Origin of the sequence: Serratia sp. 14-2641 (genome assembly GCF_001692375.1) — a bacterium.
Taxonomy (GTDB): Bacteria; Pseudomonadota; Gammaproteobacteria; order Enterobacterales; family Enterobacteriaceae; genus Chania; species Chania fonticola_C.
The window spans coordinates 156,183-180,569 of sequence record NZ_LXKR01000088.1; the positions used below are offsets into that span (position 1 = coordinate 156,183).

The following is a 24,387-nucleotide window of genomic DNA, read 5'->3' on the forward strand; positions in this document are numbered from 1 at the left end:
GGCAATATCTCACCAAGGTGGATGCGGAAAAGATAAAATATTGCCGTGGCATTATACAGAGCGTAATCGGTTGCCTCCAGCACTTTCTTACAAAAACTCTTGATTACCTTTCGCCGAGCTGTAATATCGACCAATTAAGTGCTTGTTTTGAAATTTGATCTGGGTCACATGTCACTACCTACTTCACCGTCCATTTTTACCGTAAGCCGCCTCAATCAGACGGTTCGACAGCTGCTGGAAATGGAAATGGGGCAGATTTGGCTCTCCGCCGAGATCTCCAACTTCTCCCAGCCCTCCTCCGGCCACTGGTATTTCACGCTGAAAGATGACCGTGCCCAGGTGCGTTGCGCGATGTTCCGCAACAGCAACCGCCGCACCACCTTTCGCCCACAAAATGGCCAGCAGGTTCTGGTTCGTGCCAGCATCACCCTGTATGAACCACGTGGTGATTACCAACTGATCGCCGAAAGCATGCAGCCTGCCGGTGACGGCCTGCTGCAACAACAATTCGAACAGTTAAAACAGCGCCTGGCGGCCGAAGGTTTGTTTGATCAGCAGTTCAAACAACCATTGCCAAGCCCGGCTAAATGCGTTGGGGTGATCACCTCCGCCAGCGGCGCGGCTCTGCACGATATTTTGCAGGTGCTACAGCGGCGGGATCCTTCACTGCCGATCGTGATTTATCCCACGTCCGTGCAAGGTGCAGAAGCTCCGTTGCAGATCGTTCGCGCGATCGAAACCGCCAACCGCCGTGATGAGTGCGATGTGCTGATCGTCGGGCGCGGCGGTGGCTCGTTAGAAGATTTATGGAGCTTTAACGACGAACGCGTCGCGAAGGCAATTTTTGCCAGCCGTATCCCGATCGTCAGCGCCGTCGGCCATGAAACAGACGTTACCATTGCCGACTTTGTTGCCGACCTGCGGGCACCTACCCCTTCCGCGGCCGCAGAGTTGGTCAGCCGTAATCAGCTTGAGCTGTTGCGCCAATTGCAGTCACAGCAACAGCGGCTGGAAATGGCGATGGACTATTATCTGGCGCAGCGCCAGCAGCAGTTCACCCGCATCAACCACCGTCTGCAACAGCAGCATCCACACCTGCGGCTAGCTCGGCAGCAAACGCTGTTATTCAAGCTACAGCGCCGTTTGGAAGATGGGATGCAGCAGCAATTGCGCCTATCTTCTCGCCGCAGTGAACGCGTGCAGCAGCGCCTGGCGCAGGTACAGCCGATGGGCCGCATCCACCGCTTGCAGCAGCGTGTTCAGCAGCAGGAATACCGATTGCAGCAAGGGATGGAGCGGCAACTCAATGGCTATCGCCAACGCTTTGGTGTCGCCTGTAGTCAGTTGGAGGCAGTTAGCCCACTGGCAACCCTGGCTCGCGGCTATAGCGTAACGCAGACGCCACAGGGTGAGTTACTGAAAACCACTAAACAGGCACAGGTTGGGGAAATGCTGAAAACCCGCCTGCAGGATGGCTGGGTGGAGAGCGAAGTCAAAACCGTCACCGTGGCAAAAAAGCCGCGTAAGAAACGCGTGGTGGAATAGCGGTTAGTGGCAGAGCTGATCGACTTCTTCTGCGGAAAGGCCGGTCAGTTTCATTACCATGGTGCGTTCGAAACCGTTCTCCAGCATGGAACGAGCTATTTTCACTGCTTCCTCAAGTTTGCCTTCTAGCCGTCCTTTTTGCTCAAGATATTCTGCAATAGTCATCAATTCCTCCTCATGCGATGGCGCACGACTGGCCAACTCACGGATCAGCGTATCCTAATTGCGTAGCGTAAGGCTACCTAGATAGCAGTGTATTAATGATAACCAATCCCACGCAAAGCTTCATCCAGTTTGATACTTCCCCAACCCTCTGCAGAGGGTTGGGATATGACATTAATTACAGCACAAAAGTATCCCGGCAAACCCCGTTCACCCACAGCTCGCGAGTCTCACCTGCTGGCAGCACAATGTTCAGCACCTGCCACGTCGGTTTGAAATGCCCCTCGTGGGTGAAGGTCAGTTCGATGCGCTGATTGTCACTCACCGCCTCCCAGCGGAGCCACAGCGCATTATTCTGCTGCCAGCCATGGCTTTCCCCGTCGTCTTCAAACAGCAGGCCTGAGGACCATCCGCAGCCCTTGGTGGGGAACAGCCGCAGTTCCCGGCGATCGTCTGCCGCATTGTCTACATGCCCCAACCGCTGTGACATTGGGATCCCTGCCCCAGCGCGTACCAGCAGTGGTAAGCGTTCCAGCGGTGCCTCCAATACAATGCTTTGTCCACCGCTGTACCATTGGCCGCTATAGAAGCAATACCAACCATCAACGTTATCCGGCAGGTAGACTTCACGCTGGTGCTGCCCCTGCTCCACCACGCTGGCAACCAGCAGGTTGCGGCCAATCAGGAAATCATCGGTCTCACCGAAGGTGCGCTCATCGTGCTCATGATCGAGGAAGGTTGGCCGCAGCATCGGCTCATCATCATGGCTTGCCTGCCAGAGTAGCGTGTAGAAGTATGGCATGAGGCGATAACGCAGGTTGATGGCATCTCGGATCATCGGCGTCGCCGCCGGGTACATCCAGGGTTCATTGACGGTAGCATCATCATTCCAGGAATGAATGGTAAAGCGCGGGTGCATTACTCCGTTTTGTACCCAACGCACCAACAGTTCCGCGTCTGGTTTATCGCCGGAGAAACCGCCCACGTCATGCCCAACGTTAAACAGCCCGGACAGGCTCATCCCCACCCCCATTCGGGTGTTATAGCGCAAGGTTTGCCAACTGGTGCGGTTGTCGCCACTCCAGGTTTGCACATAACGCTGCATACCGGCGCAGCCAGAACGCGAGATCAAATAAGGCCGCAGGTTCGGCGCAAAACGCTGCTGTGCTTCAAGTGAGGCTCGCATCATCAGCAGCGGCATCACCGGGCGAATATGCTTGATGGCAATCGGCTTGCCGAAGCCATGGCAGCGCGCTTCACCATCCCACACTTCATACTCGTTGTTGTCATTCCAGGTGGAATCAATCCCCATTTCCAGCAGTTGCTCCGTCACCCCCTGCTGCCACCAGCGCACCGCTGCCGGGTTGGTAAAGTCGAGATGCGAACCTTCGTCATCCCAGAAGCTGGAACGTTCTGGGCCGTCGCTCTGCGAATCGCGGATAAACAAGCCAAGTTCTGCCACTTGTTGATATTTGGGATGGTCCTGCAACAGGCAGGGTTTGATATTCGCCGCCAGCTTCAGCCCAGCATCGTGGAAGGCTTGGCTAAGCTGTTTAGGCTGAGGCACCTTGTCGTAGTTCCAGTTGAAGACATAGCGTTTGTTATTGATCGAGGTATAGCCGGAAGAGAGCTGGAACGAATCGCACGGTATGGCGTGCTGGCGGCACAGCTGGATAAACTGCTGCAACTGCTGCTGGGCATCCGGTGCGTCGGTGTAGTGCATCGTCGAGCCGCTGTACCCCAGGCTCCACTTCGGCCCAAAATGGGTTTTACCGGTCAGACGCACGAAGGCCTTGGTGACGTCGAGCACCTTTGGCCCCAGGAACAGATAGTAATCCAGATCGCCCGCCTCGGCCTGATAGCGGCGATAGGCCAGGTGATAGTTGTCGATCTCATTCCCCAGATCCAGCCAGCAACTGCTCAGGTTGTCATAAAACAGGCCAAAGCTGACCTCTTCCCGGCGCGTGATGGTAAACGGGATATGCTTATAAAGCGGATCGGTGCTGGCAGCGTTGTAACCCATCGCGTCCAGGTTACGCATTTCAAAGCGGCGGCCCGTACGCTCCAGATCGCCCGCTTTTTCACCTAGCCCATAGTAACGTTCGCCCTGATGGCGGCGCTGATAGTGCGCCACGCCGTCGCCGTGCGCATTAAGCAGATAGGCACTGGTTGGGCGATCCGCAGCCAGTGGTAGCCATTCCCCCGCCGCATTACAGTATTCCCATTCCAGCCATAGCGGCTGATGTATCGTCACGCGCAACTGCGAAGTCGCTACCGTCAAACTGTCTGCCTGCTGGCCCAGTTGATAGCCCGGCAGGCCAAAACCGGCGACGCTGAGGCGATCCCGCCCTTCCCAAGGCACATCCTCCTGCGGAGCGATACTCCAGGTGCGATCCAGTGCCAATTCGCCGTGGCGTTTGATCAGCACGCGGAACAGATTGCTTTCCAGCACGTACAGGCAGAACAGGTGTTGCTCATCCACCAGCAGTTCAACACGGTCGGCATATTGCCCAGCCAGCGTCCAGTTTTTTAACGTTTTCATAATTATCCAACTTAAACAGTAGGTGAAGGTTTTTTGCCGCGCTCGGCGATCAAACCGATCAGGAACATCGCACCGATCAGATCGAAGAAGCCCATCGCGACGAAGAGCGGGTTGAAGCCGACGGTATCGGAAACGGCACCAATCAACAGCGTGAACAGGAAGCTGGCGATCCAGGCGCTGGAGCCGCGCATGCCGTTCACCGTTGCCATCTGGTTTTTATCGAAGGATTCCACCACCAGCGCGCTCAACATGCAGGAGATCACCTGGTGCCCAAAGCCACCAATTGAGATCAGCGCGATCGCGATGTAGGGATCTTTGGTGATCGCGACAAACGCCAGCGATACCATCATGAAGGCTCCGGTCACCGAGCTGGCCACCACCGAGTTCACCCGTGAACAGCCGAACCATTTGCGATACAGCGTAGTGAGATAACCACTGGCGACGCTGCCGATATCAGCCGCCAGGAAGGGAAGCCAGGCAAACATGGCGATCTGTTTGAGATCCATGCCGCGCTCGGTGGCCAGATACAGCGGCACCCAGAAGCTGAACACCGCCCAGGCCGGCTCAGCAAGAAACGCTGGGATGGCGATGCCATAGAATTTTTTGTTTTTGCACAGGATCGCCAACGATTTAAAGAACGGCAGCTTCGGCAGTACCGGTTCATTATCCTCGTTGATCAGATCAAACTCCTTTTGGCTCAGGTTCGGGTGCTGTTGCGGCGAGTGGTAAAACACCCACCACAGCACCACCCAGATCAGCGCCAGGGCACCAGAGAACAGGAAGGCTCCCTGCCAGCCAAAGGACACATGGGCAATCACAATGATCGGCGGTGCCAACATCGCGCCGATCGAAAAGCCAACCCCTGCCCAGCCAGCGGCAATCGGCCGTTCTTTTTTCGGGAACCAGTCAGAAATAGCTTTCGCGTTAGCCGGCGTGGCCGCCGCTTCAGCTGCACCCATGAAGAAACGCAGGATCGCCAGTTGCAACCAACTGCCCGCGCCAGCATGCATCATGCACACCACCGCCCAGATGCTGGCACAAACCAGAAACCCCATCTTCAAACCAATGACGTCTATCAGCCAGCCGCAGATCGGTTGGAACAGGGTATAAGCCAGTTGGAAGGACGCCACCACCCAAGAATATTGCTCGGTGGTCATGTTGAGGCTGGTTTTCAGCTCAGGTGCCAGAATACCCAGCGAGTTACGGGTAATGTAGTTAACCGTGACGCCCAACAGGAACAGGGCCAACATCCACCAGCGCAACGATTTGAATTTACGGCGGCTGCTGGCGACAACCGTTTGATTGATTTCTACACTCATCTTGATCTCCGTGGCGACCATACGCCTTTTTGGTAGGGCAACTCTTGCTAACGGAGGTGTTAACAGCGTTATTTGTGACGTCGGCCACAAATACAACGTCAATGCTGCGACAACCCTATGATTTAATGTTGTTTTACTTGTATTCCATCCAATAAATTGGACTGATAAATCTATAAAATTGGTGTACCAAGGCAGACTAACCAGCGGAGAGTGCAAGTGAAATGGCGAAATTTGCAAAAGTTTTCATACACCAGCTAAATTTTCGCCGTTATAGCCATAGAAAGCCGTCTGAAAGGAAGATATACGCCGTGAAAATATTCTCACGACCGAATTTGAAGGAGATCACAAAATGAACGGAAAGCTGAAAATACAGGAAATTGCGCGCCAAACCGGGCTTTCGATCAGCACCGTCTCACGCGTGTTGGCAGGGAAAGCCAACACCAGCGCCGAGGCACGGCAACGGGTGCTGGCCTGTGCGCAGCAAAACGGTATCCTGCAGGGGCTTTCCAACGGCAGGCTGATGTTGAACAATGTGATGGTATTTGCCCCACAGCGCGCCTTTGATGTCCGCACCGATATTTTCTACTACAAGGTGATCCAGGGGATCACCACCGCACTGGCGCAACATGATGTGAGGATCCGCTACTGCGGGTTGGAGGAGCAACACAGCGACAGCGTGCTGTTTTTGGAAAAGATGAGCGACCCGTTAACCGAAGCCGTGCTGATCATCGGCATTGATGACGAGCATATCCATACGCTGGCCGCCGATCTGAACAAACCCTGCATTCTGATTAACTGCACCGATCGCCAGATGCGGTTAGACAGCGTTTCCCCCGATCATCAGCTGATTGGGGAGTATTCCGCCAACTATCTGTTGCAACAGGGCCACAGCCGTATCCTCAATCTGCAATGTCTACGGCGCAATACCATGGAGTTGCGGCTGGCGGGGATCAAACAGGCCTATATGCGGCACAATATTCCCTTCGATGACCGCCAGCATCTGGTCACCACTTCCGGTTTCGGCAGCGAAGAAGCCGAGCAGGCCATCACGGCCTTTATCAACAGCGTTACCGATCGGGCACAATTGCCAACAGCAATCCTGGCAGGGGGTGACTATATGGCGGTCGGTGCCGTCAATGCGCTAAAGAAAATGCACATCAGCGTGCCAGGGCACATTTCGGTGATGAGTACGGATGGTTTTAATCTGGCGGAGATCCACGACGTGCCGCTGACCTCGGTTCACGTTCCTCGTGATGAGCTGGGTGCAGAGGCCATAGCGCTGTTGCAGCGCCGTATGCTGCGCCCGGATGCGCCACCCAGCAATATGCTGTTGCATGGGCGTTTAGCGGTTCGGGCCTCGGTTAAACGCCTCAGCCAAAACAAGGTGTCGCCAGCGGTCAGCACGCACGACCACCGGCTCTATGATGCATGAGGTCATTCCACCGGTTGATAGCTGAACTTCACCCGCTTTTTGGAGATCAGCCCGTGGCCATGTTGGCAGAGATAATCCACGGCGCCACAGGCTTTCAGTTCTTGCAACGGTTGCCCGCAGTCGGGGCACTCGGCAAGCTGCCGGTAATCACTGTTGCAGTCGTCACAATGATAGTGGCCATTCATCCAGCTCATCGGCTGGGCACAAACCGGACATAAGGCGTCCATCTTTCCTCCTGGTTTAAATCACGCCCCACGAGCGCAAGAAAGAGATCCCCAGCGCGGTGGTAAAGAACGATCCCACGGTGGTGATCGCAATAATATTGGCGGCCAACGTCGCGTTGCCCCCCATGGCTCGCGTCATCACATAGCTGCCGGAGGCGGTTGGCGTCGCAGAGAACATAAAAATAATGCCGAGCGTAGCGCCCTCGAAACCGCAAAGCCAACCCCCAAACGTCATCAACACCGGTACCAAAAACAGTTTAGCCGACGAAGACAACGCAGCGACGTTGGAAGAGCGGAACATTGCCCGCAGATCGAGGCTGGCCCCGGTACACAGCAAGGCCAGCGGTAATGACAGGCCTGAGATATAGCTGCCGGTCTGCTTGAGCACTGGCGCAATCCCCAGCCCGGTCTGCGCATAGGCCAGGCCACTCAGCAGCCCCAAGATCAGCGGATTAGTCACGATACTGCGCAGCAATGACAAATGTTTGATCTTCCGCCCGTTGCCGCCTTGCAGGCTGCGCGTCAGGGTGATGACCGACAGCACGTTAAACAGGATCACCGTCACTGTCAGATACAACGAGGCAATCGCGACGCCCTCATCGCCGTAGGCGGTCATAGCATAAGCCAGACCAACAATCGCGGTATTCGCCCGGAACCCTCCCTGTACAAACACGCCACGCTCGCGTGGCTCTTTCACCAGCCACTTGGCCGCGATCTCCAGCAGCAAGAAGGTCGCTATCGTCCCCACCGCACCGTAGATCACCAGAGCAAAATTATCGCGCAGTTGCGGGTGGTTAGTGGCAATGCTGAAGAACAACAGGCAGGGCAGCGCCAGATTAAAGACCAGTTTGGTGGCCCCATCGATAAAGCGATCGTCCATCAGCCGCCAGTGGCGCAGCAGGATCCCCAGCAGCATCATCAATAAGTTGGGTACGGTGACGCTAAAGGCAAAACTCCAGGTTTCCCAGGACATGAGCTTCCTTTACAGGGTCGGTGAGAAGTGAGATTGGCAGATAATAGAACGGTTTAAGCAGGATAAAAATAGGGCGCGGTATCAATTCCACGCCCTACGATTGTTATTTTGACTTCTTCAGGTGGCTCATCAAGCGCTTGCGCTTGCGCATCTGGTTTGGCGTCAAGGTGTTGCGCTTACCCGCAAACGGGTTCTCACCCTCTTTGAACTGGATGCGGATCGGCGTACCCATCACCTTGAGTGAACGACGGAAGTAGTTCATCAGATAACGTTTGTAGGAGTCGGCCAGATCGGATACCTGGTTACCGTGGATCACCACGATAGGCGGGTTATAACCCCCTGCGTGCGCGTATTTGAGCTTCACGCGGCGGCCACGCACCAACGGCGGCTGGTGGTCTTCGGCAGCCATCTGCATGATCTTGGTCAGCATCGAGGTATTTACGCGACGAGTAGCACACTCATAGGCTTCGTTCACAGATTCGAACAGGTTACCCACACCGCTGCCGTGCAGCGCAGAGATAAAGTGCACACGCGCAAAATCGACAAAGCCCAAACGCAGATCGAGCATCTCTTTCACGTGATCGCGATCTTCCTCACTCATGCCGTCCCACTTATTGACCGCAATCACCAGTGAGCGCCCACTGTTGAGGATAAAGCCCAGCAGCGACAGATCCTGATCGGAAATGCCTTCGCGGGCGTCGATCACCAACAACACTACGTTGGCATCTTCGATCGCCTGCAACGTTTTGATCACCGAGAATTTCTCTACGGTTTCGGTAACTTTGCCGCGCTTGCGCACCCCGGCGGTGTCGATCAGCACGTATTCACGCTCGTCACGCACCATCGGAATGTAAATGCTGTCGCGAGTCGTGCCTGGCATGTCAAACACAACGACACGCTCTTCGCCGAGAATACGGTTAGTGAGCGTCGACTTACCTACGTTAGGGCGGCCAACGATCGCCAGCTTGATCGGCAAATCCTGCGGGTTGAAGTCATCTTCCGGATCTTCATATTCACCCTCTTCCAGCTCACCGCTCTGCTCGGCCCAATAGGCGGCATTGGCTTCTTCTTCGGTCAGCTCGACTTCTTCCGGTTTTGCCGGAATGAACGGCACCAGCACGTGTTCAATCAGCTGCGTGACGCCACGGCCATGGGAAGCGGCAATCGCATAGACGTCGCCCAGGCCCAAGGAATAGAAATCTGCCGTCGCGGTGTCCGGATCCATACCATCGGTTTTGTTGGCAACCAGAAACGTCGCCTTCTGGCGATTACGCAGGTGCTGAGCAATCCCCTGATCGGCAGGCATCAGCCCGGCACGGGCATCGACCATAAACAGCACGATATCGGCCTCTTCGATCGCCAGCAGCGACTGACCGGCCATACGCGTTTCAACGCCATCTTCCGTCCCGTCAATACCCCCGGTATCGACGATAATAAATTCGTTGCCCTCAACTTCAGCACGACCATACTTGCGGTCTCGCGTTAGCCCGGGGAAATCCGCCACCAGCGCATCGCGCGTCTGTGTTAAACGGTTAAACAAGGTGGATTTACCGACATTCGGGCGCCCGACCAGCGCAACGACAGGTATCATGTTGAAGCCTCATTACTTAATAATCAATGCGTTACTATGCAGCGCAATAGACAGCAGCAGCATAGCTTAAAAATACGAAACGGCTCCTGGTATCAGGAGCCGTTATCCCATGAATCTTACAGGCTGCACAGCCTGCGATTGATTGGGTATAAAACTGTTAGCGAGTGAAGGCGTAAACCTTGCCGCCACGCGCCTGGATCAGCAGTTTGTCACCCGCCACAATTGGCGCGGACAGGAAGCCGGAGCTATCCACTTTTTGCTGAGCCACAAAACGGCCATCGGTGGTATTGATCCAGTGCAGATAACCTTCGGCATCGCCGACGACAAGGTAGCCATTATACAGCGTTGGTGCGGTCAGGTTACGGTGCAGCAAATCGCTCTGACGCCACAGGTTAACGCCACCTTCGGTATTCATCGCCACTACACGGTCATTCTGATCGACCACATAGATACGGCCTGCGTCGACGATAAAGTCGTTCACCGAGCCCATATCACGTTTCCACATGATTTGGCCGGAGCGCAGATCCAGCGCCGCCATGTTGCCATTGTAACCCAAGGCATAGACCACGTTGTCAATAATCACCGGCGTGGTGTCTACGTCATTCAGGCGGTCGATCTCAGTCGCACCGCTTGGCTGGGAAATACGCTGCTGCCAGATCAACTGGCCCTGCTGCATCAACACGGCGCTGACGCGACCGTTGTCACCGCCAACTACCGCTGCACCAAAGGCCGTTGCCGGAGCAGACTCACCACGCAGTGACAGTGAAGGGATATCCAGGTTGACCGTCCACTTGATGGCACCATCAGACTCGTTCAACGCTTGCAGTTGGCCGTTGGTGGTATGGATCAGCACCAGCCCCTCGGCGACCACCGGACGGGAAATCGCTTCACCCGCCACCTTGGTTTGCCAGGCGACTTTACCGTCTTCGGTATTCAGCGCATATACCACTGCTTTCTCACTGCCAACGTATACGTTGGAGCCAGACACCGTCAGGCCACCAGACAGCAGCGCAGGCAGGTTACTGGAGAAGAAGCCGGTTTTCTCGGAGAGATCGGCCTTCCATTTTTCTTTACCGTCGGCCAGGTCCATCGCTTTCACCGTACCGCGACGATCGGCAGCATAAACCGTGCTGTCCTGATAAGCCGGGCGCAGGTGAGAGTAGTACTCGCCAATGCCATCACCGACCGACGTGCTCCACGCTTTGTTCGGCGTGAACTGATTTTCAACCGTTGGCAGCGGCGACATGGTAACCACGTCTTCTTCGCCACTAAACAGCGAGCAACCACTCAGCAAAGTCACGGAAACCAGTCCGACCAAGAGTGTTTTACGCAATTGCATGGGAATTCCCCTTAGCTGGACAAGTTATTCAATTTCATGCGCATCACTGCCGCAAGCGCCTGAGAAGCATTGGATTCGATGCCTTTGCTGTAAGCTTCGCGTGCACCTTTGCTGTCGCCTTTGGCCAACAGCACGTCGCCGCGTACGTCTTGCATCATTGCCATCCAACCTTCGCCTTTGACGCCATCCAGCGTTTTCAGCGCTTCATCCAGCTTTTTCTCTTGCATCTGAATACGAGCCAGACGCAGATTTACCAACGCCAGCAGGTTTTCATCTTTGGCATGGCCCTGTGCCACCACCAGTTGCTGTTCTGCCTTGGCAAAATCACCTTGTTCTGCAAAGTGTTTAGCCAAATCCAGAGCCGCGAACACGCCGTAGCTGTTGTCGTTCGCCTGGATAAACTTCTCTGCCGTTGCCACGTCTTCGGCTTTACCCGATGCCAGGGCAACGTCAACCTGTTGATAAGACTGTGAAGCAGCCATCATGCTGGAGGTCTGGTTGCTCTGCCAATAGCGCCAACCAACCAGGGCACCAATACCGAGCACCACACCCACAACCAAAGCTTTACCGTTTTCGGCAAAAAAGTTGCGCACGGCGTCAAGCTGTTCGTTTTCAGTGGTATAGACTTCCACGGTGTCCTTCTCCTTAACCTAACATCAAAGCCAGACGCGCAGCGACTTCGCTTTGCGCCAGCGTTTCTTGTTCACCACTGCGCAGGTCTTTAATCACCACCTGCTGTGCTGCGACTTCGTTCTCACCCAGGATCAGGGCGATACGCGCGCCCCACTTGTCCGCACGGGTGATCTGCTTTTTAAAGTTGCCGCCGCCATAGTTGGTCATCAATTTAATCTGCGGCGCAGCATCACGAACCTGCTCTGCCAGCAACATGGCCGCACTCTGGGTACCCGCACCGCTCGATATGACGTACACGTCGATGGTGGCCGGTGCCTTGAAGTCCGGATTAACCGCCTGAACCAGCAGCACCAGACGCTCCAGACCCATGGCAAAACCAACGCCAGGGGTAGCGCGCCCACCCAGTTGCTCAACCAGGCCGTCGTAGCGGCCACCGGCACACACGGTGCCCTGAGCGCCCAGGCTGGTGGTGACCCACTCAAACACCGTGCGATTGTAATAATCCAGGCCGCGCACCAGGCGCTCGTTAACGGTATATGGGATACCGGCCTGAGCTAAAAGTTCACACAGCCCGGCAAAGTGGGCTTTGGACTCGTCATCCAGATAATCGGAAAGACGCGGCGCATCGTTAAGCAGGGTTTGCACTTCTGGATTTTTAGAATCCAGCACGCGCAGTGGGTTGCTGTACATGCGGCGCTTGCAGTCTTCGTCGAGTTTTTCCTGATGCTGTTCCAGGAAAGCCACCAGAGCGTCACGGTAGTTGGCGCGAGCTTCCAGTGAACCGATGGAGTTCAGTTCCAGATTGACGTGTTCGGCAATACCCAGCGCTTTCCACCAGCGGGCAGTCAGCAGGATCAGCTCGGCGTCAATATCCGGGCCTTGCAGACCAAATACCTCTGCCCCTAACTGATGGAACTGGCGGTAACGGCCTTTTTGTGGACGTTCGTAACGGAACATCGGGCCGATATACCACAGACGCTGTTCCTGATTGTACAGCAGACCATGTTCGATACCGGCGCGTACGCAGCCAGCCGTTCCTTCCGGGCGCAACGTCAGGCTCTCGCCGTTGCGGTCCTCGAAGGTATACATCTCTTTTTCCACGACGTCGGTCACTTCACCGATGGCGCGCTTAAATAACGGGGTCTGCTCTACAATCGGCAACCGGATTTCGCTATAGCCATAGCCGCTCAGCACCTGCTTGAGTGTGCCTTCAATACGCTGCCACAGTGCCGTTTCTTCCGGCAGGTAATCGTTCATGCCGCGAATGGCTTGAATGTTTTTTGCCACGTGAGTTCTCTGTCCGTTTATATAAAATGGATCCGATTATAGGGACTTTGCCACCCGCTATTCAACGCAGATGCGCAATCCAGTCCTCGGATTATCAATCAGCGGGCCAATAGCCGCCGACTTATTCTTCCAGAAGATTGATCGAAATGCGCTTGGATTCGTCCATCATGGCCGCTTTAGCCCGGATCTTCGCTTCCAACTGGTCAATCATCTGTTCGTTATCAAAACGCTCTTTCTGGCGCACGCCGTCTTCGTAGAAGCCACTCTTCTTGTGCCCGCCAGTTACCCCAATGGTCGACACCAGGGCTTCGCCCGGCCCGTTCACCACGCAACCGATAATGGACACATCCATCGGGGTGATGAGGTCTTCCAGGCGTTGTTCCAACGCATTGACGGTGCCAATGACGTCAAACTCCTGACGTGAACAGGTTGGGCAGGCAATGAAGTTGATACCACGGGCGCGGATGCGCAAGGACTTCAGGATATCAAAGCCAACTTTCACTTCTTCAACCGGATCCGCCGCCAGCGAAATGCGCAGCGTATCGCCGATCCCTTCCGACAGCAGCATGCCCAGGCCAATGGCTGATTTCACTGAGCCACTGCGTGCTCCGCCCGCCTCGGTGATGCCAAGATGCAAGGGTTGGTCAATTCGGGCAGCCAGCAGCCGGTAAGACTGTACGGCCAGGAACACGTCGGACGCTTTCACGCTCACCTTGAACTGGTCAAAGTTGAGACGGTCCAGAATATCCACGTGACGCATGGCGGATTCCAGCAGCGCTTCCGGCGTAGGTTCGCCGTACTTTTCTTGAATATCTTTTTCCAATGAGCCGCCGTTAACGCCGATGCGGATCGGGATATTTTTGTCACGCGCACAATCAACCACTGAACGGATACGAGATTCGTTGCCAATGTTGCCTGGGTTGATACGCAGGCAGTCAACGCCGTATTCGGCAACCTGCAGCGCAATGCGGTAATCGAAATGGATATCAGCCACCAGCGGTACGTTGACCTGCTGCTTGATCAGCCGAAACGCCTCGGCGGCGTCCATGGTGGGAACGGAAACGCGGACGATATCAACCCCCACGCGCTCCAGAGCCCGGATCTGATTAACCGTCGCTTCGACATCGGTGGTACGGGTGTTGGTCATCGATTGCACGGCAATCGGCGCTCCATCGCCTATAGGCACGTTACCGACGTAAATACGGGTAGATTTGCGACGGTTAATGGGAGCTTGGTTATGCATCAGTTACTCTCCACTGCTGCTCAGACATAACGACAATAGCCGCGCAATTACTGCGCGGCAACGGTCAGACGAGCAACACGGTTTGACTTGACAAACCGGCTTAAATCGACCGGTTTACCCTGGAATTGGACCTGTACCGAAGCCGGTGCGCCAAGGGTCAGTTTAAACGGCGCCTTGCCAGCCAGATTCAGCCGGGAACCGCTTTTCTGGATGCCGCTGACCAAGGATTTCCCAGTCGCGTCAACCACTTGTACCCAGCAGTCGCCGGAAAAATCCATCACCAGCCCGTTGGCATCAGCCTCCGAAGCACTGACGCCAGCAGCACCGGTAGGCAACTGAGCCTGAGCGACTGGCGCGGTCGATGTCGCATCCGGGATAGTAGCCTGGCTTGGTGCTACCACAGCAGGCTGTTGAGCCGCCTGAGGATCAAGCACGGCCGGGACCTGTTGAGTCGTAGCAGCACTATTGGTTGACGGCGCAGGGCTGTTGTCTGGAACAACTGCCGATGCACCATTATCCACGTTACCGTCGGTCAATGGCACGGGCTGGCCTTCACCATGCTGAGACAACTGTGCGGAAGATTGATCCGCCATGGTGGCGATCTCTTCCTGCTGAGCCTTGTGATTCTGCCACCACCAGGCACCGGTCAAACCCACGACCACAAACACAATCAGCCAGGTAAAACTCATCAGCCAGCCATCACGCTTTTTACGGCGCTTACCCAAAGAGAAGCTCTGCATCTGAGCCACCTTGGCCGCTCTCACTGGTGCCTGTTTTTCCATCATCGGCAACAGTTCATCTTCTGGCAAATGCACCAGCTTGGCATAGGAACGGATATAACCACGCACAAACGTTGAAGCCAGATCGGCAGACATATTGTCGTCTTCAATGTCGCGCACGGTAGACATTTTTAGGCACAGGCGTTCAGCCACGGCCTGTTGACTCAGCCCGAGTTGTTCACGAGCCTGGCGCAGGCGTTGACCTGTTGTCATAGATACGGTTTTATCTTGGGAATCTTCAGTATTCATTAGCTAAGAACTGCTGGTACTGTTTGGATTGTGGAAAACTTCGCGCTAGCTGTTTGCCATAGCGTTGAACGCTATCCTGACGGCCCGCTAACGCGGCGAAACGAATCTGTAACCATAGACTGTCGGCACTCGCCGGCAGAACATGTTGATAACTGTCCAATAAAAGTTGCGACTGTGCGCGCTTCCCTTCTCCAAATTGCTTTTCTGCTTCCACTAGCAGCGGAGCCCCCTTGTCCGGATCGATCTTCAGCGCTCGCGTTAATAACTTACGAGCTTCATCATTTTGACCGGCCTTGAGGAAACAGTAACCTGCGTTTTCCAGACTGTCGGCAACCTGGCCATATTCTGGCGCCAGTGCCGCAGCGCTAAACTGCTGTTGGGCCGGTACATACTGCCCTAAACTACAGAGAAACGCACCGTAATTATTCAATACGGTACCGTTACCCGGTGCAAGTTTAAGCGCTTGCTGATAACGCTGTTCAGCGGCGGCGTTATCGCCAATCCGCTGATTGTAGAGTGCCATGCCCAATTGGGTACGATAATCCTGTGGGGCCGCATCGACCGCTTTTTGCAGATTCTGCCTGGCAGCCGGTAGATCGCCCTGGTTCAGATACTCCAGGCCCAGTTGTAACCGGGTCTGGCCTGCTGCCACCGCTGGCCCGTCGTTATCGGGTTGCGAGCTGGAGCAGCCCGCCAGCAAACTGGCCGCCAATATTACACCCCACAGTTTCAGCTTCATGCTTGCACTCATTTCCTTATCCGATGTTACCCGATCGCCTGAAGGATTGCTGCTCACATAACAGGCTGTTAGATAACAAAAAAATCATGCTATAGGATTCAGACCGCTCGTACATTGATAGGTTCCCCGGCCATTTTCTTTTTCAGGGTACGCTTGGTACGATCGATCACCTCTCCCGCCAACTGCCCACAGGCAGCATCGATGTCATCGCCACGGGTTTTACGAACAATAGTCGTAAAGCCGTATTCCATCAACACCTTGGAGAAACGGTCTACGCGGCTGTTGGAGCTGCGGCCATAAGGTGCGCCAGGGAACGGGTTCCATGGGATCAGGTTGATCTTGCACGGCGTATCTTTCAGCACTTCCGCCAGTTGGTGCGCATCGTCAGTGCTGTCGTTGATATGATCCAGCATCACGTACTCAACCGTGACCCGCCCTTGGTTGGCATTGGATTTTTCCAGATAACGGCGTACCGCTGCCAGGAAGGTTTCAATATTGTACTTGCGGTTGATCGGCACGATCTCGTCGCGGATCTTGTCGTTAGGCGCATGCAGCGAAATAGCCAGGGCCACATCGATCATGTCGCCCAATTTGTCCAGAGCGGGTACGACACCGGAGGTAGACAAGGTAACGCGGCGCTTGGACAGACCAAAACCAAAGTCATCCAGCATGATTTCCATCGCTGGCACCACGTTGGTCAGGTTAAGCAACGGCTCACCCATACCCATCATCACCACGTTGGTGATAGGACGTTGGCCGGTGACTTTGATGGCCCCCAGGATTTTAGCAGCACGCCAAACCTGGCCGATGATTTCCGAGACGCGCAGGTTGCGGTTAAAGCCCTGCTGAGCCGTGGAACAGAATTTGCACTCCAGTGCGCAGCCTACCTGTGAAGACACGCACAGGGTGGCGCGATCGCCATCTGGGATGTAGACGGTTTCGACCTGTTGATCGCCCACCTTGATGGCCCACTTGATGGTGCCATCGGCCGAACGCTGCTCTTCTGCGACTTCCGGCGCACGGATTTCCGCTACGCGCTGTAATTTATTGCGCAGCACCTTGTTGATGTCGGTCATCTGCTCAAAATCATCGCAGCAATAGTGATACATCCACTTCATCACCTGATCGGCGCGGAAAGGTTTTTCACCCATATTGGCGAAGAATTCGCGCAATTGCTGACGGTTCAAATCCAGCAGGTTGATTTTGGCCGTAGCCGGTTGTTCCGTTTGCACGGTCAGGGAATTATTTTCAGACAAGGTATGCTCGGGCGCGATGGGTTCTAACATAATGATCTCTTAGCCTCGTTATTACACGTTATGGCTTGAAGGAGTGGAAAGTAAGTGTGTCATCAAAAGACACGCCCCAGGCAAGATAGCTTCCCTGGGGCGCGGCATTGTACAAATTTTAGTAGCGGGTTTCTACGTCTGAACGGCTTTCACGGCATTTTTATTGTATCTGCCGGTAAATAGTCGGTTTCAGCAGAAAACACCCACAATTAGCGTGGGCAGATTTCGCTTTCGTTAAAGAAATAGGCGATTTCACGCTGGGCAGATTCTACTGCGTCTGAGCCGTGAACGGCGTTGGCAGTGAAGCTGTCTGCATAGTCAGCACGCAGGGTGCCGGCCAATGCGTTGTCCGGGTTGGTTGCGCCCATGATGTCACGGTTACGCTGTACGGCGTTTTCGGCTTCCAGAACCTGAACTACGATTGGGCCAGAGGTCATGAACTCCACCAGACCGTCGAAGAAAGGACGACCTTTGTGCTCAGCGTAGAAGCCTTCGGCCTGTTCGCGAGTCAGACGCAACATTTTAGATGCGATGATTTTGAAACCCGCGCGCTCGAAACGAGCATAGATAGCGCCGATGTCATTGTTAGCTACTGCGTTTGGTTTAATGATGGAAAAGGTACGTTCTACGGTCATGATGGCCTCTATTATGTCTTCCAAAACAGGCCGGGCGATAAGGTGAGGTGCCGGCCTTTCAAGTGGCGCAGATTATATGTGCGCTGTTAACGCTTGCCTACGGGAAAATCAACATTTCATTAAAAAAAAATTATCTTAATCCTCGATAGTCAGCGACAAATTGGATCCCGATCGGTCGGCTTACTGTGTTTTATCGGTCGATGGGATCATATTTCGCAGCCAACTGCCCCAGCGACGCTGATAGAAGGCCTGGGTATGGGTGATCAGATAATGGCTCACGCCCCGCGCATTCTCTTCCACCAGGCAAAAATCAACTGGCTCATCGTTCGGCGCGGTTTCGCTGGCCACCATACCGGCTTCGCTGATCAGGGCTTCAATCTCTGCCGGATCGCCATCCACTTCCAGACCCACTAACAGGTTCGGCTTCTCGTCTACGGCGCGATCGTGCATCAACGCCAGGAAAGCGCGGCGTACCGGTTTCCGCTGGCTGAACAAGGTCGTCAGCGCATCCACCATCGCCGCCGGATACTCTTCAGGCTGCCCTAGCAGTAGCTGAGTTTCGGTATCGATATAGCGCTCTGCCGGTTTCACTACGCCACCGGTAGCCAACAGCATCGCGATCTCTGCTGGCAAGAATTCTTTGCCGTGGGTGCCTTTCGGGTTCAGGAACAGTTCGGCACCTTGGGTGATTTCAAACAGCACTCGAGCGGGCATGGCGATAAAGGGTTGCTCATCCTCCACCGCTTTTTGCAGCGCCTCCAACGAGGTGAAGAAAGGCACCACGCTGCTGCCATCCTGCTTTTCCCAGTGCTGAATGTTCACCGGCGTCTCGGCATTCAGCGTAATTTCACCGTCGTGCGGCACCTGCTCGCTGTCACCCAGAATGTAGACCGTTGAATCCAACAGTTCGCGGAAAAATGCAGGGCGGTGCGCTGGCTCCGAGGCCGCCAGCCTCAGCAGGCGCTCAAGCTCGTTTTCGCCTGAAACGGCGTCATCATCATGATGGTGGGAACTCATTGCCGACTCCTCCAATGTATTAAGGGCCCAGCATGCTGGGCCCCTACGGAAAAACGTAATGTTAAACTTACTTGGCTTTGCTCAGCAACAGGTTGGCCAGCGTACGCACGCCCAGACCGGTTGCACCTGCTGACCACTGATCCACGGCACCTTTGCGATAGGTGGCAGAACAGTCGATATGCAGCCAACCCTGTTGATAATTCTGCACAAAGTGCGACAGGAAGGCCGCTGCGGTACTGGCACCAGCGGTGTAAGCCGGGCCCGCAACGTTGTTCAGTTCAGCAAAGTTTGACGGTAACTGGCTGCGGTGGAATTCCGCCAGTGGCAGACGCCAGAATGGCTCATGCTCTTCGTCCGCACTGGCTAACAGCTCTTGCGCCAACGCATCGTCAAAGCTGAACAGCGCGTGGTAATCATTACCTACCGCCGTTTTGGCCGCGCCGGTCAAGGTCGCACAGTCGATGATCAACTGAGGGTTTTGTGCGCTGGCATCGATCAGGCCATCGGCCAACACCAGACGCCCTTCCGCATCGGTATTCATCACTTCAACCGTCTTGCCATTGCGGTAGCGAATAATGTCGCCCAGTTTAAAGGCGTTACCGCTGACCATATTGTCCGCACAGCACAGGTACAGTTTGACACGCTGCTGCAAGCCGCGTGCCACCGCTAATGCCAATGCGCCAGTGATGGTAGCCGCACCGCCCATGTCGGACTTCATCGAGTCCATAAACGCGCTCTGCTTGAGGCTGTAGCCACCGCTGTCGAAGGTGATACCTTTACCTACCAGGCAGGCAAATACCGGTGCATCCGGGTTGCCCGTCGGGTTAAAGTCCAGCGCCAGCAGTACCGGGGAACGATCGGAACCCCGGCCAACGGTATGAATACCGGCGTAGTTCTGCTCTCGCAGATCTTCACCTTTGGTGATACGGTAGCTGACGGCATCGCAACCAACAGCACACATCAGATCAACCGCTCGGGTTGCCAGTTGCTCTGGCCCCAGCTCTTCCGCTGGCATATTGATGGTGTCACGCACCCAATCGACAATCTTCAGGCGCTGTTGCAGCTCTTGGCTTTCCGCTGCCGGCAGCTCAGCCCATTCAACGCTACGCTGCCCTTTCGGCCCGCGAAAGCCCTGCCAAAACGCCCAGCTGTTTTCCAGGTCCCAGCCTTCCCCGGCCAGTTTCACTTTCTTGATGCCCTGGCCATCGATTCTGCGTGCCGCGCGCTGGATCAGGCCCAGTTTGCCGGTTGCGGTCAGATGGATGGTAATGCCTTGGTCATTGGTGCTCAGCAGCGCCTTTTCGCCCCAGCGCGCATCGGCGGGTTGCTGGGATAGCGTGATCTGCATGATTTCGGTTGTCATAGCCTTACTCCGGATTCCCCCCTTCATTCTTCACTCTATCAAGCGAAATTCATTGGGGATTTTTATTGTATACCCTATGGATTTCAAGTTGCAGCCAGGCGACAAGCTATCTCAGCCTCAGGAGCTTACTTTTGGTAAGTGACTGGGGTGAGATAGCGCAGCTAACAACGCTGCAGCTTGCAAGACGACGGGTATGTCGGATACAAAATAAACGGGCTGCCTTTGGCAGCCCATTTCGCTATTTACTCTGCTTCATCTAACCAGACCAGCAGGATCGCTTCCAGTATTTTTTCATTGGAAGCCTGCGGTTCGTCGTCAAACTCTTCCAGATCGCAAATCCACTGGTGCATGTCGGTGAAACGCACGGTTTTAGGATCGGTATCTGGATAGGCGTCGTACAGGGCTTCGCCGATTTCGCGGCTGTCTGTCCACTTCAGTCCCATTCTTATCTCCTAGTGCTCGCGCGCATGGTTAACAGTGTAACGCGGCATTTCGACTACCAGGTCGTCTTCAGTGACGCGGGCCTGGCAGCTCAAGCGGCTTTCCGGCTCCAGCCCCCAGGCTTTGTCCAGCATGTCATCTTCCAGCTCGCTGCTTTCGGCCAGGGAATCAAACCCTTCACGCACGATGCAGTGGCAGGTGGTACAGGCGCAGGATTTCTCACAGGCATGTTCAATTTCAATACCGTTACGCAGTGCGACATCGAGGATGGTTTCCCCAACTTCCGCTTCCAGTACTGCCCCCTCTGGGCATAGATCTTGATGGGGCAGGAAAACAATTTTCGGCATGGTTAAACCTCATCCACAGAATGGCCAGCCAGCGCACGGCGAATGGAGGCATCCATGCGGCGCGCGGCAAAATCTTGGGTTGTTGCATCGACTATTTTTATTGCAGCCTCGATCGCTGCAGGATCGGAGCCTTGCATCACTTGCTGGAGCTCGGCTACCGCGTTATTGATAGCCAGGCTTTCTTCGTCACTCAGCAGAGCAGCATCGCTCGCCAGTGCACCTTGCAGGCTTTCCAGCACGCGGGAAGCTTCTACCCGTTGCTCCGCCAGCTTGCGAGCACCGACATCGCTTTGCGCATTGGCCATCGAGTCCTTCAACATGCCGGCAATCTCGGCATCGGACAGGCCATACGAAGGCTTGACCTGAATAGAGGCTTCGACGCCGGTGGATTTCTCCATCGCCGTCACGCTCAGCAGGCCATCGGCATCCACCTGGAAGGTCACACGAATATGTGCCCCACCGGCAGGTAACGGCGGCAAGCCACGCAGCGTAAAGCGTGCCAGCGAACGGCAATCTTGCACCAGTTCACGCTCGCCTTGCAGCACGTGGATCATCATCGCGCTCTGGCCGTCTTTAAAGGTGGTGAACTCCTGCGCACGCGCCACCGGGATGGTGGTGTTACGCGGGATCACCTTCTCAACCAGGCCACCCATGGTTTCCAGACCAAGCGAAAGTGGGATCACGTCCAGCAGCAGCATTTCGCTATCTGGTTTGTTACCCACCAGGATATCCGCCTGAATAGCAGCACCGATCGCCACCACCTTGTCCGGATCGATCGACGTCAGCGGCGTGCGGCCAAAGAACTCGCCCACCTGTTCGCGTACCAATGGCACTCGGGTTGAGCCGCCCACCATCACCACTTCCAGCACCTCTTCGGCACTGACTGCGGCATCTTTCAGCGCGCGGCGGCAGGCCATCAGGGTACGTTTCACCAGCGTGGCGATCAGCGTTTCGAACTGTTCGCGGGTCACTTCCCCCTGCCAACCAGCGATATCGACCGTGGTGCTCTGCGCATCGCTCAGGGCGATTTTGACCGCAATCGCGGCATCCAGCAATTGACGTTGCACACCATGATCGCGGCGATCGCTAATGCCGGCCTGTTCACGCAGCCAGTCCGCCAGCAGATGATCGAAGTCATCGCCACCCAATGCGGAATCACCGCCGGTAGCCAGCACTTCGAACACGCCACGGCTGAGGCGCAAAATGGAAATATCAAAGGTGCCGCCGCCCAGATCGTAAACAGCGATCACCCCTTCCTGACCCGAATCCAACCCGTAGGCGATAGCCGCGGCAGTCGGTTCGTTCAACAGGCGCAGCACGTGCAGGCCTGCCAGACGCGCAGCGTCTTTGGTGCCTTGGCGTTGAGCGTCATCAAAGTAGGCAGGAACGGTGATCACTACCCCATCAAGTTCACCTTCCAGTGCCGCTTTAGCGCGGGTAGCCAGTGCCCTGAGGATATCGGCAGATACGCCAACCGGGTTAACCAGGCCTGCGGCGGTCACGATCATTGGCAAGCCGTTGTCGCTGGCCTGGAACTGATACGGCAGGTTTGGATAGCGTTGTTGCACGTCCGCCAAAGAGCGGCCCATCATGCGTTTGACAGAGCTGACCGTATTGACCGGATCTTGTGCCGCCTGTGCACGAGCACTCCAGCCAACCTGATGTTCGGTGGCCTGATAATGCACCACGGAAGGCAGCAGATAGCGCCCTTCAAGGTCAGCCAGCGTCTCGGCTTGGCCGCTACGCACCGTAGCCACCAGCGAGTTGGTGGTCCCCAGATCAATACCGGCAGCCAAGCGGCGCTGATGCGGCGCAGCCGTGAGGCCAGGCTCACTAATTTGTAATAAGGCCATTTACAGAGCTTCCAAAATCAAGATCAAGAATCTATTACTCAAAACCCAGCAATTTTTCTTCGAGTTGTTCAATCTGTTGCTGGAGCTTGTCCAAAAAGCGTAGCTTGCGCACGGTATCGGCAGCCTGTGACCACTGCTGATCATCCAGCTCCTGCACCATCTGCGCACTACGCTGCTTGAAGGTCTTGTTCAGGCGCGTGGCGAAGGCAGCCAGTGCGTTTTGCGCATCCGGCGAGCGTTCAATGGCATCAAGCTCTTCACGCAGCTCCAACTGCTCCATCAGGAACGCGGTGTCGCGCAGGGTATGTTGCTCGTTGCCCAAATCAAAGCCGTGCAAAGATAACATATACTCGGCACGTTTTAACGGGTGCTTCAGCGACTGATAGGCTTCATTGATGGTCGCCGCCTGCTGTAACGCCATCAGGCGTTCACGCTCCGGTTGGAGGGCATGACGATCGGGGTGGAATTGGCGCTGCAAATCTTGATAGCGTGAGGTAAGCAAGCTGCCGTCTACGCTGTAGCGGACCGGCAACCCGAATAAAGTAAAGTAATCCATAGCGTGCTCGGGGCGTTATCGTGATGATTGAGGTTCCCCCGTGGTTCACGGGGGAGCACGATGGACTGTCAGACGTTAAAGCTTTCGCCGCAGCCGCACTCGCTTGAGACGTTCGGGTTGTTGAACTTGAAGCCTTCGTTCAGACCTTCCTTGACGAAATCAAGCTCGGTACCGTCCAGATAGACCAGGCTCTTGCCGTCAATGATCACCTTGACGCCTTTGTCTTCAAAAACGATATCATCGTCGTTCGTTTCATCAACAAATTCAAGCACATACGCCATTCCGGAACAGCCGGAAGTTCGCACGCCCAGACGCAGGCCGAGACCTTTGCCACGGTGGTCCAAAAATGCCTGAACCCGCTGCGCGGCGCTGTCGCTCATGGTAATCGACATAACAACCTCTTCAATCTTAGCCCGCAAGGCGGGCTAACTGACTCAATAATAACTACTTGGCGCTGTGCTTGCTCTTGTAGTCGGCGATCGCTGCTTTAATGGCGTCTTCGGCCAGAATTGAGCAGTGAATTTTAACCGGAGGTAACTCCAGTTCTTCGGCGATCTGGGTATTTTTGATCGCTTCGGCCTGATCAAGAGACTTGCCTTTCATCCATTCGGTCACCAGCGAACTGGAAGCGATGGCGGAACCGCAGCCGTAGGTTTTGAAACGGGCATCTTCAATAATGCCTTCGTTGTTGACCTTGATCTGCAGCTTCATCACGTCGCCACAGGCTGGTGCCCCTACCATACCGCTACCGACGGTAGGATCTTCGTTATCAAACGACCCTACGTTACGCGGGTTTTCATAATGATCGATTACTTTTTCGCTGTAAGCCATG

General features: G+C 55.2%; 24 protein-coding genes. 2 read left to right on the forward strand and 22 right to left on the reverse strand.

Annotated features, from left to right (window positions below):
- Positions 1-168 precede the first annotated feature (168 nt).
- A complete protein-coding gene (xseA, locus tag A6U95_RS26030) occupies positions 169-1,545 on the forward strand; it encodes an exodeoxyribonuclease VII large subunit (protein WP_021178839.1) in 1,377 nt (458 codons plus the stop codon).
- Between the two features lie 3 nt (positions 1,546-1,548).
- Here xseA and A6U95_RS31145 read toward each other — a convergent pair whose 3' ends face one another.
- From A6U95_RS31145 to A6U95_RS26040, 3 genes are all read right to left on the reverse strand, one after another.
- Complete coding sequence (locus tag A6U95_RS31145; RefSeq protein WP_158006244.1) at positions 1,549-1,710, reverse strand: hypothetical protein; 162 nt, start codon at positions 1,708-1,710, stop codon at positions 1,549-1,551.
- A 175-nt stretch (positions 1,711-1,885) separates the two neighbouring features.
- Entirely contained in the window at positions 1,886-4,249 is a 2,364-nt protein-coding gene (locus A6U95_RS26035; protein ID WP_065686600.1) for a glycoside hydrolase family 31 protein, read from the reverse strand.
- A gap of 11 nt (positions 4,250-4,260) precedes the next feature.
- Positions 4,261-5,568 (reverse strand): MFS transporter, encoded by a 1,308-nt coding sequence (locus A6U95_RS26040; RefSeq protein WP_024484230.1) that lies wholly within the window; start codon positions 5,566-5,568, stop codon positions 4,261-4,263.
- A gap of 349 nt (positions 5,569-5,917) precedes the next feature.
- On the opposite strand from A6U95_RS26040, the gene A6U95_RS26045 reads away from it, so the two are divergent.
- Positions 5,918-7,000, forward strand: a complete 1,083-nt coding sequence (locus tag A6U95_RS26045; RefSeq protein ID WP_065686601.1) for a LacI family DNA-binding transcriptional regulator — start codon at positions 5,918-5,920, stop codon at positions 6,998-7,000.
- Positions 7,001-7,002: 2 nt separating this feature from the next.
- On the opposite strand, the gene A6U95_RS26050 is transcribed toward A6U95_RS26045, so the two are convergent.
- From A6U95_RS26050 to iscU, 19 genes are all read right to left on the reverse strand, one after another.
- On the reverse strand, positions 7,003-7,227 hold the full coding sequence (locus A6U95_RS26050; RefSeq protein ID WP_065686602.1) for a zinc ribbon domain-containing protein: 225 nt from the start codon (positions 7,225-7,227) through the stop codon (positions 7,003-7,005).
- 13 nt (positions 7,228-7,240) lie between these two features.
- The gene (locus A6U95_RS26055) at positions 7,241-8,197 is read right to left on the reverse strand and encodes an AEC family transporter (protein WP_065686603.1); all 957 of its coding nucleotides are present in this window, start codon (positions 8,195-8,197) and stop codon (positions 7,241-7,243) included.
- Positions 8,198-8,300: 103 nt separating this feature from the next.
- Complete coding sequence (gene der, locus A6U95_RS26060) at positions 8,301-9,788, reverse strand: ribosome biogenesis GTPase Der (RefSeq protein ID WP_024526997.1); 1,488 nt, start codon at positions 9,786-9,788, stop codon at positions 8,301-8,303.
- 157 nt (positions 9,789-9,945) lie between these two features.
- On the reverse strand, positions 9,946-11,127 hold the full coding sequence (gene bamB / locus A6U95_RS26065; protein WP_065686604.1) for an outer membrane protein assembly factor BamB: 1,182 nt from the start codon (positions 11,125-11,127) through the stop codon (positions 9,946-9,948).
- A gap of 11 nt (positions 11,128-11,138) precedes the next feature.
- Positions 11,139-11,759, reverse strand: coding sequence for a YfgM family protein (locus tag A6U95_RS26070; RefSeq protein ID WP_024484236.1), 621 nt, complete (start codon positions 11,757-11,759; stop codon positions 11,139-11,141).
- 13 nt (positions 11,760-11,772) lie between these two features.
- Positions 11,773-13,047: a histidine--tRNA ligase gene (gene hisS, locus A6U95_RS26075; RefSeq protein ID WP_065686605.1), complete on the reverse strand. Its 1,275-nt coding sequence runs from the start codon at positions 13,045-13,047 to the stop codon at positions 11,773-11,775.
- Positions 13,048-13,168: 121 nt separating this feature from the next.
- Positions 13,169-14,290: a flavodoxin-dependent (E)-4-hydroxy-3-methylbut-2-enyl-diphosphate synthase gene (ispG, locus tag A6U95_RS26080; RefSeq protein WP_024484238.1), complete on the reverse strand. Its 1,122-nt coding sequence runs from the start codon at positions 14,288-14,290 to the stop codon at positions 13,169-13,171.
- Between the two features lie 47 nt (positions 14,291-14,337).
- Positions 14,338-15,318: a cytoskeleton protein RodZ gene (gene rodZ / locus A6U95_RS26085; RefSeq protein ID WP_065686606.1), complete on the reverse strand. Its 981-nt coding sequence runs from the start codon at positions 15,316-15,318 to the stop codon at positions 14,338-14,340.
- Complete coding sequence (pilW, locus tag A6U95_RS26090) at positions 15,308-16,057, reverse strand: type IV pilus biogenesis/stability protein PilW (protein WP_065686607.1); 750 nt, start codon at positions 16,055-16,057, stop codon at positions 15,308-15,310. The genes rodZ and pilW overlap by 11 nt, the downstream gene beginning before the upstream one ends.
- A 98-nt stretch (positions 16,058-16,155) precedes the next feature.
- Positions 16,156-17,343: a bifunctional tRNA (adenosine(37)-C2)-methyltransferase TrmG/ribosomal RNA large subunit methyltransferase RlmN gene (locus A6U95_RS26095; protein ID WP_024484240.1), complete on the reverse strand. Its 1,188-nt coding sequence runs from the start codon at positions 17,341-17,343 to the stop codon at positions 16,156-16,158.
- Positions 17,344-17,552: 209 nt separating this feature from the next.
- Positions 17,553-17,978, reverse strand: coding sequence for a nucleoside-diphosphate kinase (gene ndk, locus A6U95_RS26100; RefSeq protein WP_004952077.1), 426 nt, complete (start codon positions 17,976-17,978; stop codon positions 17,553-17,555).
- Between the two features lie 180 nt (positions 17,979-18,158).
- Positions 18,159-18,995 carry an enhanced serine sensitivity protein SseB gene (gene sseB / locus A6U95_RS26105; RefSeq protein ID WP_065686608.1) on the reverse strand — a complete coding sequence of 279 codons (837 nt, stop codon included), beginning with the start codon at positions 18,993-18,995 and terminating at the stop codon, positions 18,159-18,161.
- Between the two features lie 67 nt (positions 18,996-19,062).
- Positions 19,063-20,358: an aminopeptidase PepB gene (pepB, locus tag A6U95_RS26110; protein ID WP_065686609.1), complete on the reverse strand. Its 1,296-nt coding sequence runs from the start codon at positions 20,356-20,358 to the stop codon at positions 19,063-19,065.
- A gap of 242 nt (positions 20,359-20,600) precedes the next feature.
- Positions 20,601-20,801, reverse strand: a complete 201-nt coding sequence (gene iscX / locus A6U95_RS26115) for a Fe-S cluster assembly protein IscX (protein WP_021178855.1) — start codon at positions 20,799-20,801, stop codon at positions 20,601-20,603.
- 9 nt (positions 20,802-20,810) lie between these two features.
- The gene (gene fdx, locus A6U95_RS26120) at positions 20,811-21,146 is read right to left on the reverse strand and encodes an ISC system 2Fe-2S type ferredoxin (RefSeq protein WP_021178856.1); all 336 of its coding nucleotides are present in this window, start codon (positions 21,144-21,146) and stop codon (positions 20,811-20,813) included.
- Positions 21,147-21,148: 2 nt separating this feature from the next.
- A complete protein-coding gene (gene hscA, locus A6U95_RS26125) occupies positions 21,149-22,999 on the reverse strand; it encodes a Fe-S protein assembly chaperone HscA (RefSeq protein WP_065686610.1) in 1,851 nt (616 codons plus the stop codon).
- Between the two features lie 34 nt (positions 23,000-23,033).
- Positions 23,034-23,555 (reverse strand): co-chaperone HscB, encoded by a 522-nt coding sequence (gene hscB, locus A6U95_RS26130; RefSeq protein WP_024529351.1) that lies wholly within the window; start codon positions 23,553-23,555, stop codon positions 23,034-23,036.
- A gap of 68 nt (positions 23,556-23,623) precedes the next feature.
- On the reverse strand, positions 23,624-23,947 hold the full coding sequence (gene iscA / locus A6U95_RS26135; RefSeq protein WP_021178859.1) for an iron-sulfur cluster assembly protein IscA: 324 nt from the start codon (positions 23,945-23,947) through the stop codon (positions 23,624-23,626).
- A 52-nt stretch (positions 23,948-23,999) separates the two neighbouring features.
- Positions 24,000-24,386 carry a Fe-S cluster assembly scaffold IscU gene (iscU, locus tag A6U95_RS26140; RefSeq protein WP_004952090.1) on the reverse strand — a complete coding sequence of 129 codons (387 nt, stop codon included), beginning with the start codon at positions 24,384-24,386 and terminating at the stop codon, positions 24,000-24,002.
- Position 24,387 lies beyond the last annotated feature (1 nt).

Coding starts and splice junctions, on each gene's coding strand:
- sseB (WP_065686608.1), bottom strand. CDS start 18,995: ATGAGTTCCCACCATCATGATGATGACGCCGTTTCAGGCGAAAACGAG.
- A6U95_RS26045 (WP_065686601.1), top strand. CDS start 5,918: ATGAACGGAAAGCTGAAAATACAGGAAATTGCGCGCCAAACCGGGCTT.
- A6U95_RS31145 (WP_158006244.1), bottom strand. CDS start 1,710: ATGACTATTGCAGAATATCTTGAGCAAAAAGGACGGCTAGAAGGCAAA.
- hscA (WP_065686610.1), bottom strand. CDS start 22,999: ATGGCCTTATTACAAATTAGTGAGCCTGGCCTCACGGCTGCGCCGCAT.
- iscA (WP_021178859.1), bottom strand. CDS start 23,947: ATGTCGATTACCATGAGCGACAGCGCCGCGCAGCGGGTTCAGGCATTT.
- pepB (WP_065686609.1), bottom strand. CDS start 20,358: ATGACAACCGAAATCATGCAGATCACGCTATCCCAGCAACCCGCCGAT.
- rodZ (WP_065686606.1), bottom strand. CDS start 15,318: ATGAATACTGAAGATTCCCAAGATAAAACCGTATCTATGACAACAGGT.
- A6U95_RS26055 (WP_065686603.1), bottom strand. CDS start 8,197: ATGTCCTGGGAAACCTGGAGTTTTGCCTTTAGCGTCACCGTACCCAAC.
- hscB (WP_024529351.1), bottom strand. CDS start 23,555: ATGGATTACTTTACTTTATTCGGGTTGCCGGTCCGCTACAGCGTAGAC.
- iscX (WP_021178855.1), bottom strand. CDS start 20,801: ATGGGACTGAAGTGGACAGACAGCCGCGAAATCGGCGAAGCCCTGTAC.
- xseA (WP_021178839.1), top strand. CDS start 169: ATGTCACTACCTACTTCACCGTCCATTTTTACCGTAAGCCGCCTCAAT.
- A6U95_RS26095 (WP_024484240.1), bottom strand. CDS start 17,343: ATGTTAGAACCCATCGCGCCCGAGCATACCTTGTCTGAAAATAATTCC.
- A6U95_RS26035 (WP_065686600.1), bottom strand. CDS start 4,249: ATGAAAACGTTAAAAAACTGGACGCTGGCTGGGCAATATGCCGACCGT.
- bamB (WP_065686604.1), bottom strand. CDS start 11,127: ATGCAATTGCGTAAAACACTCTTGGTCGGACTGGTTTCCGTGACTTTG.
- fdx (WP_021178856.1), bottom strand. CDS start 21,146: ATGCCGAAAATTGTTTTCCTGCCCCATCAAGATCTATGCCCAGAGGGG.
- ndk (WP_004952077.1), bottom strand. CDS start 17,978: ATGACCGTAGAACGTACCTTTTCCATCATTAAACCAAACGCAGTAGCT.
- A6U95_RS26040 (WP_024484230.1), bottom strand. CDS start 5,568: ATGAGTGTAGAAATCAATCAAACGGTTGTCGCCAGCAGCCGCCGTAAA.
- der (WP_024526997.1), bottom strand. CDS start 9,788: ATGATACCTGTCGTTGCGCTGGTCGGGCGCCCGAATGTCGGTAAATCC.
- iscU (WP_004952090.1), bottom strand. CDS start 24,386: ATGGCTTACAGCGAAAAAGTAATCGATCATTATGAAAACCCGCGTAAC.
- pilW (WP_065686607.1), bottom strand. CDS start 16,057: ATGAAGCTGAAACTGTGGGGTGTAATATTGGCGGCCAGTTTGCTGGCG.
- A6U95_RS26050 (WP_065686602.1), bottom strand. CDS start 7,227: ATGGACGCCTTATGTCCGGTTTGTGCCCAGCCGATGAGCTGGATGAAT.
- ispG (WP_024484238.1), bottom strand. CDS start 14,290: ATGCATAACCAAGCTCCCATTAACCGTCGCAAATCTACCCGTATTTAC.